Origin of the sequence: Variovorax sp. Varisp41, from assembly GCF_047325085.1 — a bacterium.
Classification (GTDB): Bacteria; Pseudomonadota; Gammaproteobacteria; order Burkholderiales; family Burkholderiaceae_C; genus Variovorax.
Genome location: NZ_CP168540.1, coordinates 1 through 15,062, shown reverse-complemented (window position 1 = coordinate 15,062; position 15,062 = coordinate 1). Strand labels below are relative to the sequence as shown.

11 protein-coding genes are annotated in these 15,062 nt (G+C 69.4%); 2 read left to right on the top strand and 9 right to left on the bottom strand.

What is annotated here, in order from left to right; translation table 11 throughout:
- Positions 1 to 24: 24 nt before the first annotated feature.
- Positions 25 to 2,634, top strand: a complete 2,610-nt coding sequence (locus ACEN9J_RS00055) for an FtsX-like permease family protein (protein ID WP_413762948.1) — start codon at positions 25 to 27, stop codon at positions 2,632 to 2,634.
- Between the two features lie 155 nt (positions 2,635 to 2,789).
- Here ACEN9J_RS00055 and ACEN9J_RS00050 read toward each other — a convergent pair whose 3' ends face one another.
- The 3 genes from ACEN9J_RS00050 to ACEN9J_RS00040 all read right to left on the bottom strand — a co-directional run bounded on the left by ACEN9J_RS00050 (position 2,790) and on the right by ACEN9J_RS00040 (position 7,956).
- Complete coding sequence (locus ACEN9J_RS00050) at positions 2,790 to 4,412, bottom strand: carboxypeptidase regulatory-like domain-containing protein (protein WP_057597097.1); 1,623 nt, start codon at positions 4,410 to 4,412, stop codon at positions 2,790 to 2,792.
- 246 nt (positions 4,413 to 4,658) lie between these two features.
- On the bottom strand, positions 4,659 to 5,027 hold the full coding sequence (locus ACEN9J_RS00045) for a hypothetical protein (RefSeq protein ID WP_413762947.1): 369 nt from the start codon (positions 5,025 to 5,027) through the stop codon (positions 4,659 to 4,661).
- Positions 5,028 to 5,415: 388 nt separating this feature from the next.
- On the bottom strand, positions 5,416 to 7,956 hold the full coding sequence (locus ACEN9J_RS00040; RefSeq protein ID WP_413762946.1) for a penicillin acylase family protein: 2,541 nt from the start codon (positions 7,954 to 7,956) through the stop codon (positions 5,416 to 5,418).
- A 101-nt stretch (positions 7,957 to 8,057) separates the two neighbouring features.
- Between ACEN9J_RS00040 and ACEN9J_RS00035 the strand changes: the two genes are divergently transcribed.
- Positions 8,058 to 9,128, top strand: a complete 1,071-nt coding sequence (locus ACEN9J_RS00035) for a lipocalin-like domain-containing protein (protein ID WP_413762945.1) — start codon at positions 8,058 to 8,060, stop codon at positions 9,126 to 9,128.
- 22 nt (positions 9,129 to 9,150) lie between these two features.
- On the opposite strand, the gene ACEN9J_RS00030 is transcribed toward ACEN9J_RS00035, so the two are convergent.
- The 6 genes from ACEN9J_RS00030 to ACEN9J_RS00005 all read right to left on the bottom strand — a co-directional run bounded on the left by ACEN9J_RS00030 (position 9,151) and on the right by ACEN9J_RS00005 (position 15,060).
- Positions 9,151 to 10,137, bottom strand: a complete 987-nt coding sequence (locus ACEN9J_RS00030; RefSeq protein WP_413762944.1) for a branched-chain amino acid ABC transporter permease — start codon at positions 10,135 to 10,137, stop codon at positions 9,151 to 9,153.
- Between the two features lie 10 nt (positions 10,138 to 10,147).
- Complete coding sequence (locus ACEN9J_RS00025) at positions 10,148 to 11,023, bottom strand: branched-chain amino acid ABC transporter permease (RefSeq protein ID WP_203201892.1); 876 nt, start codon at positions 11,021 to 11,023, stop codon at positions 10,148 to 10,150.
- A 45-nt stretch (positions 11,024 to 11,068) separates the two neighbouring features.
- Positions 11,069 to 12,265 carry an ABC transporter substrate-binding protein gene (locus ACEN9J_RS00020; RefSeq protein ID WP_057597883.1) on the bottom strand — a complete coding sequence of 399 codons (1,197 nt, stop codon included), beginning with the start codon at positions 12,263 to 12,265 and terminating at the stop codon, positions 11,069 to 11,071.
- A gap of 56 nt (positions 12,266 to 12,321) precedes the next feature.
- Positions 12,322 to 13,518, bottom strand: coding sequence for an ABC transporter substrate-binding protein (locus ACEN9J_RS00015; protein WP_057597882.1), 1,197 nt, complete (start codon positions 13,516 to 13,518; stop codon positions 12,322 to 12,324).
- A gap of 76 nt (positions 13,519 to 13,594) precedes the next feature.
- Entirely contained in the window at positions 13,595 to 14,302 is a 708-nt protein-coding gene (locus tag ACEN9J_RS00010) for an ABC transporter ATP-binding protein (RefSeq protein ID WP_413762943.1), read from the bottom strand.
- Positions 14,302 to 15,060 (bottom strand): ABC transporter ATP-binding protein, encoded by a 759-nt coding sequence (locus ACEN9J_RS00005; protein ID WP_413764647.1) that lies wholly within the window; start codon positions 15,058 to 15,060, stop codon positions 14,302 to 14,304. Before ACEN9J_RS00005 ends, ACEN9J_RS00010 begins: the two co-directional genes overlap by 1 nt.
- Between the last annotated feature and the right edge of the window lie 2 nt (positions 15,061 to 15,062).

Sequence of the window (15,062 nt, the reverse complement as noted above, 5' to 3'; positions counted from 1 at the left end):
GCCCCGCCCCGCCACAATCGCCCCATGCGTGCATTGCTCACCACCTTCTCCTGGCAGGAACTGCGACACCACCCCTGGCGCAACGCGGCGGCGGTGCTGGCCGTGATGCTGGGCGTGGCGCTCGCGTTCTCGGTGCAGCTCATCAACGCCTCGGCGCTCGACGAGTTTTCGAGCGCGGTGCGCTCGGTCAACGGCCAGCCCGACCTCGAGCTGCGAGCGCCGCAGGGCGGCTTCGACGAGGCGGTGTTCGAGACGCTGGCACGCCAGCCGCAGGTGACGCTCGCGAGTCCGGTGCTCGAGTTCCAGGCGCTCGCGCTGGTCGCTCCGGCGCCCGGAGGCGAAGAGCGTCAGGTGCCGCTGCGCGCGATCGGCGTCGACGCGCTCGCACTGCCCGCGATCGCGCCCGCGCTGATGCCGCAGCCCGATGCGAATGCCGAACGCTTCGCGCTGTTCGCGCCCGACCTGGTGTTCCTCAACGCCGCCGCGCGCAGTGCGCTCGGCCTGCCCGCGCAGGCGCCGGCCGGCGCCGAGGAGAACGTGCGGCTGCGCAGCGGCGCCGACTGGCAGCGGCTGCGCGTGGCCGGCCACGTGGCGGCCGGCGGCGGCGCGATCGCGGTGATGGACATCGCCACCGCGCAGGAGCGCTTCGGCCGGCTCGGCCAGCTCAGCCGCATCGACCTGCGGCTGGCCGCCGGCACCGACCGCGCGGCCTTCATCGCGGCGCTGCAGGCCATGCCCGGCTGGCCCGCCGGCCTGCAGTTCGCCGAGCCCGGCGATTCGGCCGAGCGCGTGAGCAACCTCTCGCGCGCCTACCGCGTCAACCTCACGGTGCTGGCGCTGGTGGCGCTGTTCACCGGCGCCTTCCTGGTGTTCTCGGTGCTCGCGCTCAGCGTCGCCAAGCGCGCGCAGCAGTTCGCGCTGCTCGGCGTGCTGGGCCTCACGCCACGCCAGCGGCTGCGGCTGGTGCTGGCCGAATCGCTGGTGCTCGGGCTGATCGGCAGCGTGGCCGGGCTCGCGCTCGGCACCGCGCTGGCCGATGTCGCGCTGCGCGTGCTCGGCGGCGACCTCGGCGGCGGCTACTTCGAGGGCGTGGCGCCCACGCTGCACTGGAGCGGCGGCGCGGCCCTGCTCTATGGCGCGCTCGGCGTGGCGGCCGCGCTGGTGGGCGGCTGGTGGCCCGCGCGCGCGGCGCAGGCGCTGCCCGAGGCGCAGACGCTCAAGGGCCTGGGCGCGCCGCCCGCGCAGGGCCGCAGCCACTGGCTGGCGCTGGGCCTGATCGCGCTGGGCGCGGCGCTCGCCAACCTGCCCGCGATCCGCGGCGTGCCGGTGGCGGCCTACCTGTCGGTGGCCTGCCTGCTGGTCGGCGGCATCACCGCGCTGCCGTGGCTGATCGCGCTGCTCTACGACCGCATCGCGCCGCTGCTGTCGCGCCGCGTGCTGCCGATGCTGGCGATCGAGCGCGCGCGCCGCATGCGCGGCACCGCGGCGGTGGCGGTCAGCGGCGTGGTCGCGAGCCTCAGTCTCGCGGTCGCGCTCACGGTGTTGGGCGCGAGCTTCCGCGACTCGGTCACGCAATGGCTCGACATCGTGCTGCCGGCCGACCTCTATGTGCGCGCCACCTCGAGCGGACGCGGCGGCAACAGCGGCGCCGAGAGCAGCACCGACACCGCGACCTTCGCGCCCGAGCTCGTGCAGGCGCTGTCGCGGCTGCCCGGCGTGGAACGCAGCGGCACGCTGCGCACGCGCTCGCTGCAGCTCGACACGGCGCAGCCCGCGGTGACGCTGATCTCGCGCCACCTCGAAGGCGGCGTGGCGCAGGCGCTGCCGCTGGTGGGCCGCGCATTGCCGGTGCCCGAGGGGCAGATCGGCATCTACGTGAGCGAGCCGATGGTCGAGCTCTACGGCGCCAGGCCCGGCAGCGGCTTCGCACCGCTGTCGAACGCGCTGGCGCCCGCAGCGGGCGGCGCACCGGCCACCTTCTTCGTGGCCGGCGTGTGGCGCGACTACGCGCGGCAGTTCGGCGCCATCGCGATCGAGGCACGCGACTTCGAACGCCTGACCGGCGATCGCGATGTCAGCGACATCGCGCTGTGGCTCGCGCCCGGCGCCACGGAAGGCGCGGTGCAGGAAGCGGTGCGCGCACTGGCGGCGCAACGCGGGGGGTCGGAAGTGGAGATCGCATCCGTGGGCCAGATCCGCGCGGTCTCGCTGCGCATCTTCGACCGCAGCTTCGCCGTCACCTACTGGCTGCAGGCGGTGGCGATCGCGATCGGCCTGTTCGGCATCGCCGCGAGCTTCAGCGCGCAGGTGCTCGCGCGGCGCAAGGAATTCGGCCTGCTCGCGCACCTGGGCTTCACGCGCGCGCAGGTGCTCGCGGTGGTGGCCGGCGAAGGCGCCGCCTGGACCGCCATCGGCGCGGTGGCCGGACTGGGCCTGGGCCTCGCGGTGTCGGTGGTGCTGGTGAAGGTGGTCAATCCGCAGAGCTTCCACTGGACCATGGACCTGCTGCTGCCCTGGGGCCGACTGCTCGCGCTGTGCGCGGCCGTGGTGGCCGCGGGCACCGTCACCGCGTGGATGGCGGGGCGGGCCGCGGCCGGCAAGGATGCGGTGCTGGCGGTGAAGGAAGACTGGTAGGTGCCGCTTCGCGCGGACAAAAAAAAGCAGGCACGCGACCTGCGGATGTCCGCGGTCCCGTGCCTGCCGGCGCTTTGTCTGCGCGCCTTTTCCCCCTGCTCCCTTTCTTCTTCGGCCGAAGACGACCGGCTTTCGCCGGCCATCGTTCGTGCCGCTCAGTTGCAGTACTGGGCGTTCGCGTCGGTGTTGACTTCCGGCGGCTTGGCCGCGAGGAACTTCTGCACCGGCACGACCGTGGCGTTGCAGTTGTCGTCGGTGCGCAGGTCGAAGACGTGCCAGTAGCGCGTCGAGTCCGCCACCTCGCCCGCCGGCGGCGAGAAGACCGACTGGGCGCCGCGGTTGCTCAGTTCCACGCGCGCGGGCGATCCGGTCTGGCCCGGGTTGTAGGTGCCGGAGTAGTTGTAGACGAAGAAGCGGTAGGTGCGATTGCGCGCGAGCTTCGCGAAAGTCGTGTACTCGGGACCGAAGCTGTCCACGTCGTCCACGTCGAGGCCGATGAACGGCGCGGCCGCGAGCGAGCCCTTGTTGGCGTAGTAGACCTCTTCACCGACATTCGCGCCCATCGTGTGGGAATCGAGGTCGAAGGGCCGTTCACCCCAGGTCAGCTTGATCGACATGGCCGAGGCCGTCAGCGTGAGGCAGCCATCGATCGTGATGTCCTGCTCGCCCAGCGTCGCATTCGCCGCATTGGAGAGTTCGGCGTTCTTGCTCGCCACCACGAAGGCCTCGCTGCTGCGCTTGGCCGGCACCGAGAACTCGCCATTGGCATTGGTGACGGCAGAACCGACGCCGCTGTACGACTTGCCTTCCGACAACACGACCGCACCCGCGACGCGCTCGCCGGCCGCGTTCTGCACGCAGCCGTTGACGCGCACCGTGTTGTAGACCTGATCGGCGTTCCATGTCGTGAAGTGTGTGACCGTGCCTTCGTAGTACTGGTTGGGCGCGGTGCCCTGCAGGCTCGCGCTGCCCTCTTCCACCCACAGGCCCGTGCTCGTGTTGTAGAAGAACAGCGGCACCGTCGGCGGCAGCGCGGCGCTGCGCGACGAAGGCGCGATGCGCACGGTGGCGCTCACGCCCTGCGCGAGTTGCAGCGGTGCGCCGTCCGCGTCGACGAAGCTGGCGTCGAGCGCGCCGAAGCTCTCCATCGCCGCCGGTTCGCCGCTGGTGGCGGCGAGGTAGTTGCCGGGCATCAGGTTGACGTTGGTCGCGGGCGCGATCGGCGTGAGGCGGCCGGTGGCCTGGCCAGTGGGCGCGCTGCCATCGGCGCGGCGCAACGCGTTGGCGGGCAAGCGCACCATCGCGGTCGAGCCCGGCACCGCGATGTCGCGCGCAAGAGCCGGATTGAAGGTGTCGCTGAAGGCCACCGGCAGCATCGGGATGTTGATGACGGTGCTGGCCTCGGCGGCCGCGAGCGCGGCGGTGGCACGGCTCTGCGGTGCGAAGCCGCTCTTCTCGTAGCTCAGCAGCACCGAGGTGCCGTTGGTGATGCCTTCGAGCGCGTAGGAACCGTCGTCGCCGGTCATGGCGCTGATGCCATCGGCCGTGACCTTGACCTGCGCGATGCCGGCGCCGTCGAGGGCGTTGGTCACGCGGCCCGTGACCTTTGCGTCCTTGCGCACGGGAGTGCCGGGACCGCCCGGGTCACCCGGATCACCGGGATCGCCGCCGTTCTGACCGGGCGGCAGGAACGCGAAGCCGGAGCTTCCGCTGCCGCCGCCGCACGCGGCAACGGCCAACGCGACCGCCACGGCGGCCACTGCAATCTTGAATTTCATGGGTGTTCTCCCCCTCTGTAGCAACTGATCGATGAGTGCGGCTGCAATGCAGCAGCGTCGGATTCCGATGCGCGCCATGCCATGCGATGCATCGAAGGGGACCGAGCGTATGCATCGCGAGTCGCGGCAAACAGTGCCAAAAGTCACGCACATGCAACGGCCGCCGCATGCGATGGGAGAAGTGAATACGGAAGACCTCTCGGGGGTATTCGCATCGCCGCGATCGGCCGATGCAACCCGATTGCGCTAAGCGTTCCAGTCGATCAGACCGGTACCGCTCCAGTGACCGAACGAGGTGAGGTCGAGCTTGGGCCGCGCGATGCGACGCCAGGTCGCGACCATGTTCATCACGCGGATGTCGTCGAACACGACCAGCGCATGCGCGGGCAGGTTCAGCGTCGCGAGGTTGTCGAGCATCCGCGCCTCGGTGTGGCCGTCCTTGGGTCCGTCGACGAAGACCAGGTCGGCGGCCTCGAACAGCGCGCGATGCGCCTCGACGCCACCGGACGCGGAGATGTCGTGCAGCACCTGGCGCACGCGGCCCTGCTCGAAGTCGGCGGGCGCGAGCCAGGTCTGCTCGAAGCCGTGCCAGGGATGCAGGTCGAAGGTGGTCACGCTGCCGCCCGCGGGCAATTCCTGCGCGAGCGCGAGCGTGCCCCTTGCCGGTGAAGGTGCCGATCTCGACCACGCGCATCGGCTTCAGCGTGCGCACCAGCGCGGCGAGCAGCCGGTAGTGCTCGCCGGGCCAGGTGTCGAACCAGTGCGGCTCGCTCGAGGTGCGGCCGTCGTAGACGGTCAGCGCGATCTCGCGCGCGGCCGAGGCGGCCCGCAGCGCGATGTCGAGCAGGCGAGCGCTGGGCCGCGCGGGCTCGTCGTCGAGGCTCGCGATGAGCGAGACCTCCTTGTGGCGCGCCGGTACCTCGGCGAGTCGGCGCTGGAGTTCGTCGAAGGTCATGGTGCGGGCCCGATGCAAAAAACGCAGTCTAGGCGCCGCCATGCAGCTTCATGGCGCGGGCGTGAGACGAATCCGCTCCACCGTTTCCTTTTCCACGGCCGCGCGGCTGTAGACCAACGGCACGTACTTGCCTTCGAGCCACAGTGGCGCGAGGTCGCGGTAGTTGGGACTGTCGGGATTGCCCGACTGGCCCGGCGTGTTGATGACGCGCGAGGCATCCCAGTTGCCCACGTCGAGCACCATGCGGAAGGACGCACCCGAGGTCAGCCGATAGTCGCTCGCGCGATAGCTCGCGGCCATCGGCGTGAAGGACGAGCCCGACATCGGCCAGTCGCCCACGTCGAGCTTCCTGCGCGTGGCCGCATCGACGATGCCGCCGAGCGGATGGCGGAACTCGGCGCGGTGCAAGGCGCCCCACTTCCAGGCCGCGGGGTCGGGGCCGAGCTTGTTGCTCAGTTCCTGCATGGCGGGCGCGATGGTCTGCACCAGGATCGCATCGCGCTGCGCGTTGCTGACCCAGCCGAACGGGTTCTCGAGCAGCAGGATCATGCGCGTGTTGTCGCCCGGCAGCGCGTACTGCACGGCCGACTCGCCCGCGCCGGCCTTGAGCACGGCCTGGCGCAGCGGCTTGCTGCTCCACACCTCGTAGAGCGCGGCGGCCGCGCTGTCGCGGTCCATGGTGCCGTCCCAGCCCTGCAGCAGCGCGAGGCCGGCCGCGGTCTGCGCATCGCTGCTGCCCAGGCCCGCGAGCAGCTTGAGCAGGCGCTGCGCCGGCGTGGCGACGATGTCGTTCTGCATGCGTTGCGAATCCTCGAGCGTGAAGCGCTGGCCCGCGGCCACCTTGTCCGCGAACAGCTCCTTCAGGCGCCGCGCGCGCGCCGCGTCGCTCCATTCGTAGCCGATGCCCTTCTTCGCGGCCGGATGCTCGCCCGGGATGTTGTTCTCGTTCGCGGTCACCACATAGCCGCGCGCGGGATTGAACTCGGAGGGCAGCTCGTCGCCATTGCGGAAGCCCGACCACTCGTAGCGGCCGTCGCCCGGCACCGGCATCAGGCCGTCCCAGTTCGGGCGGATCGGCGTGAGCCCGCCGGGGATCCAGCCGATGTTGCCGTCGCGGTCGGCATAGACCTGGTTCTCGCCGGGCGCGCCCCAGCGGTTCATGGCGGCGCGGAACTGGTCCCAGTTCTGCGCGCGCATGTAGTCCATCGAGCCGAAGTACGGCGCCATGCCCGGCTCGAGCCAGGCCGCGCGCAACGCATAGGCGCGGCGCTTGCCGGGCTCGGACAGCAGCACCGGCCCATGGCGCGTGAAGGTGTTGACCAGCTCGCGCGGCGCGCGCTCGCCTTTCACCGCGATGCGCTCGGTCACGCGCACCATCGGCTCCCAGCGGCCCTGGTAGCGGTACTCGTTCGGATTGCGCGGATTGAGCTGGTAGACGTAGAGGTCCTCCTGGTCCATGTAGAAACGCGTGAGCCCGAAGGCGATGGTGCCGTTGTGGCCGATCGACAGGCCCGGCAGGAAGGGCTCGCCGGCGCCGATCGCATCCATGCCGGGCGCGCTCAGGTGTGCCATGTAGCGCAGGCTCGGCGCGCCGTGCGCGCGGTGCGGATCGTTCGCGAGGATCGGCCGGCCCGTGGCGCTGAGCCTGGGCGCGATCACCCAGTTGTTGCTGCCGTAGGCGGCCGTGGGGTCATCCTGCTCGGCCTGTGCCTCGTCGCCTGCCTGCGACACCGCGAAGCTGCCGGGTCCGGCGCCGGGTTGCGGCAACGGCGTGTTGGCCTTGGTGAACTGCGGTGCCTCGGTGGCGCGCAGATAGGCCGCGCGCAGCTCGGCGGCGGGCACGGTGCAGGGATCGAGCCCGGGCGGCACGCGCGGATTGACGGGCGGGTCGAGCTCGCGCCGCAGCCAGTCGGCCTTGATGCCGGGGCCGCCCGCGCAGTAGGCACGCGCGCGTTCGATCTCGGAGGTGAGGTTGAGCGTGAGGCCATGGTGGCGGATGCGCACCACGTCCTCCGACGACCAGGTCGCGGGCTGGTAACCGAGCAGCTTGAACTCCGGCGGCAACAGGTCGGGTTGCGCGCGCACCTGCGCCACGTAGGCGTTGACGCCGGCCGTGAAGGCCTCGGCCACGCGCTTGGCGTCGGAACCGTAGGCCAGCCACTCGCGGTACATGTCGCCGCGGTAGAGCACGGCGCGCGCAGCACGGTCGCTCTCGACCCAGGCGGGACCGAAGTCCTGCGCCATCTCGCCGAGGCCGCGCTTGCGCCACAGGTCCATCTGCCAGAGCCGATCGCGCGCCGCGATGAAGCCCTGCGCGACGAAGGCGTCGTAAAGCGTGCCCGCGTAGAGGTGCGGCACGCCCCAGCGATCGACCAGCACCTCGGCCGGCTTCTCGAGGCCCGGCACGGCGAACGACGAAGGCGCGCGGGGCGGCGTGCTCGTCGACGGCGGTGCTTCGGCGGGCGGTCCAGAAGCGCAGCCCGCGAGCGCGAGCAGCACGGCCAGCGGCACGAGCCTCGGGGCGAGGGAACCGGAACGGGGGGATGCGATGCGCCGCGCGACAGGGCGCGGGCTGGGCGTGCGCTTCATGGATCTCGTCTCCTTCTTTTTATGGGCCGGCCCACGGTAATCGCTTTCGCCCGCGCGTGGGTTACAACGCGTGACGAGGCCGCTTGTAGACTCGTGCGGCCATGCCACCCGCCCTCCTGTCGCGCCGCGACCTCCTGCTCGCGGCCCTCGTTGCCTCTTCAGGCCTCGCGCCCGCCTGGGCCCTGCCGCCGCGCACGCTGCAGTTCCCGCGCGACTTCGGCAGCCATCCCGAGCTGCGCACCGAGTGGTGGTACATCACGGGCCATGCGCAGGCCGAGGGCGGCCGCGCCTTCGGCTTCCAGGTCACCTTCTTCCGCTCGCGCGTCGACGCCACGCAGGGCATGCGCTCGAAGTTCGCGGCGCAGCAGCTGGTGTTCGCGCACGCGGCCGTGACCGACCTCGAGGGCCGCGCGCTGCGGCACGACCAGCGCATCGCGCGCGCGGGCCTGGGCGGCGCCTCGGCCAGCGAAACCGACACCGCGCTGCGTTTGCGCGACTGGTCGCTGCTGCGCGGCGCGGACGGCTACACGGCGCGCATTCCCGCCAGCGGCTTCACGCTCGAGCTGCGCTTCGCGCCCACCCAGCCGGTGCTGCTGCAGGGCCGCGCGGGCCTCTCGCGCAAGGGGCCCGACGAGGCCCAGGCCAGCTACTACTACAGCGAGCCGCAGCTCGCGGCGCAGGGCCGCATCGTGCTCGACGGCCGGCCCTTCGCAGTGCGCGGCAGGGCCTGGCTCGACCACGAATGGAGCGAGGCGCTGCTGCACCCCGAGGCCGTGGGCTGGGACTGGATCGGCATGAACCTCGACGACGGCAGCGCGCTCACGGCCTTCCACCTGCGCCGCGCCGACGGCAGCGCGCTGTGGTCAGGCGGTTCGTTCCGCGCGGGCGACGGCACGCTGCGCGTGTTCGGCCCCGACGAGGTGCGCTTCGAGGCCGGCCGCCCGTGGAACAGCCCGCGCACGCAGGCGCGCTACCCCGTGCAATGGCGCGTGCGCACGCCCGCGGGCGAGTTCGAAGTGCGCGCGCTGCTCGACGACCAGGAGCTCGACAGCCGCGGCTCCACCGGCGGCGTGTACTGGGAAGGCCTGAGCGACCTGCTCGACGGCCAGGGCCGGCGCGTGGGGCGCGGCTACCTGGAGATGACGGGGTATGTGGCGCCGCTGAAGCTCTAGGCGAGCGCCCGACCCCGCGCCTTCATCGGGCCTTGCGCCGATCGATGAAGGCGATGATCTCGCCCATGATCCCCTTGCGGAAGGCGAGCACGCAGATCACGAAGATCAGGCCCGTGACCATGGTCACCGACTCGCCCAGCGTGTTGAACCAGTCGATGGTGGTGATGCGCGCGAGCAGGTTGCCCAGCTCGCCGATCTTGTTCTCCAGCAGCACCACCACGGCCGAGCCCACCAGCGGGCCCGACAAGGTGCCCAGCCCGCCCACCAGCGTCATCAGGATCACCTGGCCCGAGGCGGTCCAGTGCACATCCGACAGGGTCGCGAAGCCCAGCACCAGCGTCTTGAGCGAACCCGCCAGCCCCGACAGCGCCGCCGAGATCACGAAGGCCAGCAGCTTGAAGCGCGCCACGTCGTAGCCCAGCGACAGCGCGCGCGGCTCGTTCTCCTTGATGCCCTTGAGCACCTGCCCGAACGGCGAGTGGATGGTGCGAACGATCAGCAGGAAGGCGGCCGCCACGATCGCCAGCGCGACGTAGTACATCGTCAGGTCGTTGCTCAGGTCGATGAGGCCGAACAGCTTGCCGCGCGGCACGCCCTGCAGGCCGTCCTCGCCGCCGGTGAACCTGGCCTGCAGCGCGACGAAGAACATCATCTGCGCCAAGGCCAGCGTGATCATCGCGAAGTAGATGCCCTGGCGGCGGATGGCCAGCACGCCGAACAGCCAGCCCAGCAGCGCGCCCACCAGCGTGCCCGCGATCAGGCCCAGCTCGGGCGTGAGGCCCCAGACCTTGATCGCATGGCCGGCCACGTAGGCCGAGCCGCCGAGGAAGGCCGCATGGCCGAAGGACAGGAGCCCGGTGAAGCCCAGCAGCAGATTGAAGGCCGAGGCGAACAGCGCGAAGCACAGCAGCTTCATCACGAACACCGGGTAGGCGCCGAAGAACGGCGCCAGCACCAGCGCGACGAGCAGCAGGCCGTAGACGACGGTGGAGATCTTTTTCATGTTCATGCGCCCGCTCTCACTTCTCTTTGCCGAACAGGCCGGCAGGACGCACCAGCAGCACGATGACCATGATCACGAACACGACGGTGGACGAGGCCTCGGGATAGAAGACCTTGGTGAAGCCCTCGATCACGCCCAGCCCCAGCCCGGTGAGGATGGCGCCCATGATCGAGCCCATGCCGCCGATCACGACGACGGCGAACACCACGATGATCAGGTTCTGGCCCATCAGCGGCGAGACCTGGATCACCGGCGCGGCCAGCACGCCCGCGAAGGCGGCGAGGCCGGCGCCGAAGGCATAGGTCAGCGTGATCATCAGCGGCACGTTGACGCCGAAGGCCTCCACGAGCCGCGGGTTCTCGGTGCCCGCGCGCAGGTAGGCGCCGATGCGGGTCTTCTCGATCACGAACCAGGTGGCGATGCACACGACCAGCGAGGCCACGACCACCCAGGCGCGGTAGTTGGGCAGCACCATGAAGCCCAGGTCGGTGGCGCTCGAGAGTGCCTCGGGCGCGTCGTAGGCCAGGCCCGAGACGCCGTAGATGGAGCGGAACACGCCCTCGATGAGCAGCGTGAGGCCCAGGGTGAGCAGGAGGCCGTAGAGGTGGTCGAGCTTGTAGATCCAGCGCAAGAGCAGCCGCTCGATCAGCACGCCGAACAGGCCGATGACGATGGGCGCGGCGATCAGCATCACCCAGTAGTTGATGCCGAAATATTCCATCGCCATCCAGGTGAGCACCGCGCCGAGCATGAACAGCGCGCCGTGCGCGAAGTTGATGACGTTGAGCAGGCCGAAGATGACGGCCAGCCCGAGGCTCAGGATGGCATAGAAGGAGCCGTTGACCAGCCCCAGGAGGAGCTGGCTCAACAGGGCGGGAAGGGAAATGGTCATAGGGGGTTCAGCAGGCGCGGGCCCCCGCGGGCCCGCGGGGGTCGATCACTTCCAGAGCGCGCACTTGCTCTCGGCCTTCGTGGTGAAGACCTGGTCGCCCGGCAGCTTGGCCACGACCTTGTAGTAGTCCCAGGGCTGGCGCGACTCGGACGGCGCCTTGACCTGCATCAGGTACATGTCGTGCACGAAGCGGCCGTCGGCGCGCACCGTGCCCTTGGCGTAGAAGTCGTCGATGGGCATCTTCTTGATCTGCTCCATCACCTTGTCGGCATCGGTGGTCTTCGCCGCCTGCACCGCCTTCAGGTAGGTCATGGTGGCCGAATAGTCGGCCGCCTGGATGTCGGTGGGCATGCGCTTGGTCTTGTCGAAGAACTTGCGGCCGAAGGCGCGCGTGCGTTCGTCGAGGTTCCAGTCCCAGCTGGTGGTGAGCAGCAGGCCTTCGGTGTTCTTCAGGCCCAGGCTGTGGATGTCGGTGATGAACACCAGCAGGCCGGCCATCTTCATCGACTTGGTGATGCCGAATTCGCGGGCCGCCTTGATCGCGTTGATGGTGTCGCCGCCCGCGTTGGCCAGGCCCAGGATCTGCGCCTTGGAGTTCTGCGCCTGCAGCAGGAAGGACGAGAAGTCGGAGGCGTTGAGCGGATGCTTGACGCTGCCCACCACGGTGCCGCCCTTCTCCTTCACCACCTTCGCGGTGTCGGCCTCGAGCGCGGCGCCGAAGGCGTAGTCGGCGGTCAGGAAGAACCAGTTCTTGCCGCCGTTCTCCACCACGGCACCGCCCGTGCCCTTGGCGAGCGCGACGGTGTCGTAGGCGTAGTGCACGGTGTAGGGGCTGCACTGCTCGTTGGTGAGCGCCGAGGTGCCGGCGCCGTTGACCACGAACACGCGCTTCTTCTCCTGCGCCACCTTGGCCATCGCGAGACCCGTGCCCGAGTTGGTGCCGCCGAACAGCATGGTCAGGCCCTGCGTGTCGATCCACTCGCGCGCCTTCGAGGCCGCGATGTCGGCCTTGTTCTGGTGGTCGGCGGTCAGCAGTTCGATCGGCAGGCCGTTGACCTTGCCGCCGAAGTCGTCGATGGCCATCTGGATCGCCACCGCGCCATTCTTGCCCTCCACGTCGGCGTAGAGACTGGACATGTCGGTGACGAAACCGATCTTGACCTTGTCCTGCGCCTGGGCGGCGCCCGCCGCCACGAAGGCGGTGGCGAGCAGACAGGCGGAAGCGATGGCGCTGCGTTTCATGGGAGTGATCCTCGTGGTGGTCTCGTGTTCTTCGGCGGGGCGGTCTCAGGCGCTCTTCACTTCCAGAGCGCGCACTTGGTTTCGGCCTTGGTCGTGAAGACCTGATCGCCCGGCAGCGTCTTGAGCACCTTCAGGTAGTCCCAGGGCTTCTTCGACTCGGACGGCGACTTCGCCTCCACCAGGTACATGTCGTGGATGAAGCTGCCGTCGGCGCGGATCTGGCCCTTGCCGTAGAAGTCGTCGATCTTCATGCTCTTGAGCTGCGCCATCACCTTGTCGGAGTCGGTGGTCTTGGCGGCGGCCACGGCCTTCAGGTAGGTCATCGTGGCCGAGTAGTCGGCGGCCTGCACGTCGGTCGGCATGCGCTTGGTCTTCTCGAAGAAGCGGTTGGCGAACTTGCGCGTGTCGTCGTTCAGGTCCCAGTACCAGCTCGTGGTGTGCAGCAGGCCTTCGGTGTTCTTCAGGCCCAGGCTGTGGATGTCGCTGAGGAACACCAGCAGGCCGGCGGTCTTCATCGTCTTGTTGATGCCGAATTCCTTCGCGGCCTTGATCGAGTTGATCGTGTCGCCGCCGGCATTGGCCAGGCCCAGGATCTGCGCCTTGGAGTTCTGCGCCTGCAGCAGGAAGGACGAGAAGTCCGAGGCATTGAGCGGATGGCGCACCGAGCCCACCACCGAGCCGCCCTTCTCCTTCACCACCTTGGTGGTGTCGGCTTCGAGCGCGTGGCCGAAGGCGTAGTCGGCGGTCAGGAAGAACCAGCTCTTGCCGCCGCGATCGACCACCGCCGCGCCCGTGCCCTTGGCCAGCGCGACCGTGTCGTAGGCGTAGTGGATGGTGTAGGGGCTGCACTGCTCGTTGGTCAGCACCGAGCTGCCCGCGCCGTTGTTGAAGTACACGCGCTTCTTCTCCTCGGCCACCTTGGCCGTGGCCAGCGCCACGCCCGAGTTGGTGCCGCCGAAGACCATGGTCACGCCGGCGGTGTCGATCCATTCGCGCGCCTTCGAGGCGGCGATGTCGGCCTTGTTCTGGTGGTCGGCGGTCAAGAGCTCGATGGGCTGGCCCAGCACCTTGCCGCCGAAGTCGTCGATGGCCATCTGGATGGCGGTGGCGCCACCCTTGCCTTCGAGGTCGGCGTACAGGCTCGACAGGTCGGTGACGAAGCCGATCTTGACCTTTTCCTGGGCCTGCGCGCCGGTGGCTGCGAGGGCGAGGACGGCGATGGCACCTGCGATGAGGCCGAGTTTCTTTTGCATGCGAAGTCTCCTGAAAGAATCTTTGTGAGATGAGGACGGGAACGTCGGGGTCTTGTGGACGGGAGGGGAAAGGGGTTCAGACGCCGAGCAGCTCGTTGAGCACGGGCATCTTGGCTTCCAGATCCGCGGCACCGAACTTCTCGACGATGCGGCCGTGCTCCATCACGTAGAAGCGATCGGCCAGCGGCGCCGCGAAGCGGAAGTTCTGCTCCACCATCACGATGGTGTAGCCCTTGGAACGCAAGGTCGTGATCATTCGCGCGAGCGCCTGCACGATCACCGGCGCCAGGCCTTCGGAGATCTCGTCGAGCAACAGCAGCTTGGCGCCCGTGCGCAGGATGCGCGCGACCGCCAGCATCTGCTGCTCGCCACCCGACAGCCGCGTGCCCTGGCTGTGGCGACGCTCCGCCAGGTTCGGGAACATCGCGTAGATCTCCTCGACCGACATGCCCTGCCCCGCGCCTTTCAGCTCCGGCGGCAGCATCAGGTTCTCCTCGCACGACAGGCTCGCGAAGATGCCGCGCTCCTCGGGGCAGTAGCCGATGCCCAGGTGCGCGATGCGGTGCGTGGGCATCGCGATCGTCTCCCGGCCATTGACCTCGATGCAGCCCTTGCGCGCGCCGGTCAGGCCCATGATCGCGCGCAGCGTGGTCGTGCGGCCCGCGCCGTTGCGGCCCAGCAAGGTGACGACCTCGCCCGGCTGCACGATCATGTCGACGCCATGCAGCACATGCGATTCGCCGTACCAGGCTTGCAGGCCCTTGATCTCGAGTGCGGCGGTCATCAGTGGCCTCCCTGCAGTTGGCCGTCGGTGGTGCCCATGTAGGCCTCCATGACCTGCGGGTTCTTCGAGACTTCGGCGTAGGGGCCTTCGGCCAGCACGGCGCCGCGCTGCAGCACGGTGATGGTGTCGGCGATGGTCGAGACCACGCTCATGTTGTGCTCGACCATCAGGATGGTGCGGCCCGCCGACACGCGCTTGATCAGCTCGGCCACGCGGTGCACGTCCTCATGGCCCATGCCCTGCGTGGGTTCGTCCAGCAGCATCAGCTCGGGCTCCATCGCGAGCGTGGTCGCGATCTCGAGCGCGCGCTTGCGGCCGTAGGGCAGGTTCACGGTCTGCTCTTCGGCGAGTTCTTCGAGGCCCACCTCGGCGAGCAGCTCGCGCGCCCTGGCGTTGAGCGGCTCGAGCGACTTCTCGCTCTTCCAGAAGTGGTACGAGGTGCCCAGGCGTCGCTGCAGCCCCAGGCGCACGTTCTCCAGCAGCGTGAGGTGCGGGAACACGGCCGAGATCTGGAACGAGCGGATGATGCCGCGCCGCGCGATCTGCGCGGGGCGCTCGCCCGTGATGTCCTGGCCGTTGAAGAGAATCGTGCCGCTGGTGGGTTCGAGGAACTTCGTGAGCAGGTTGAAGCAGGTCGTCTTGCCCGCGCCGTTGGGTCCGATCAGCGCGTGAATCGAGCCGCGCACCACCGACAGGTCGACCTTGCTGACCGCGGTGAAACCCTTGAATTCCTTGGTGAGCTGGCGTGTTTCGAGAATGA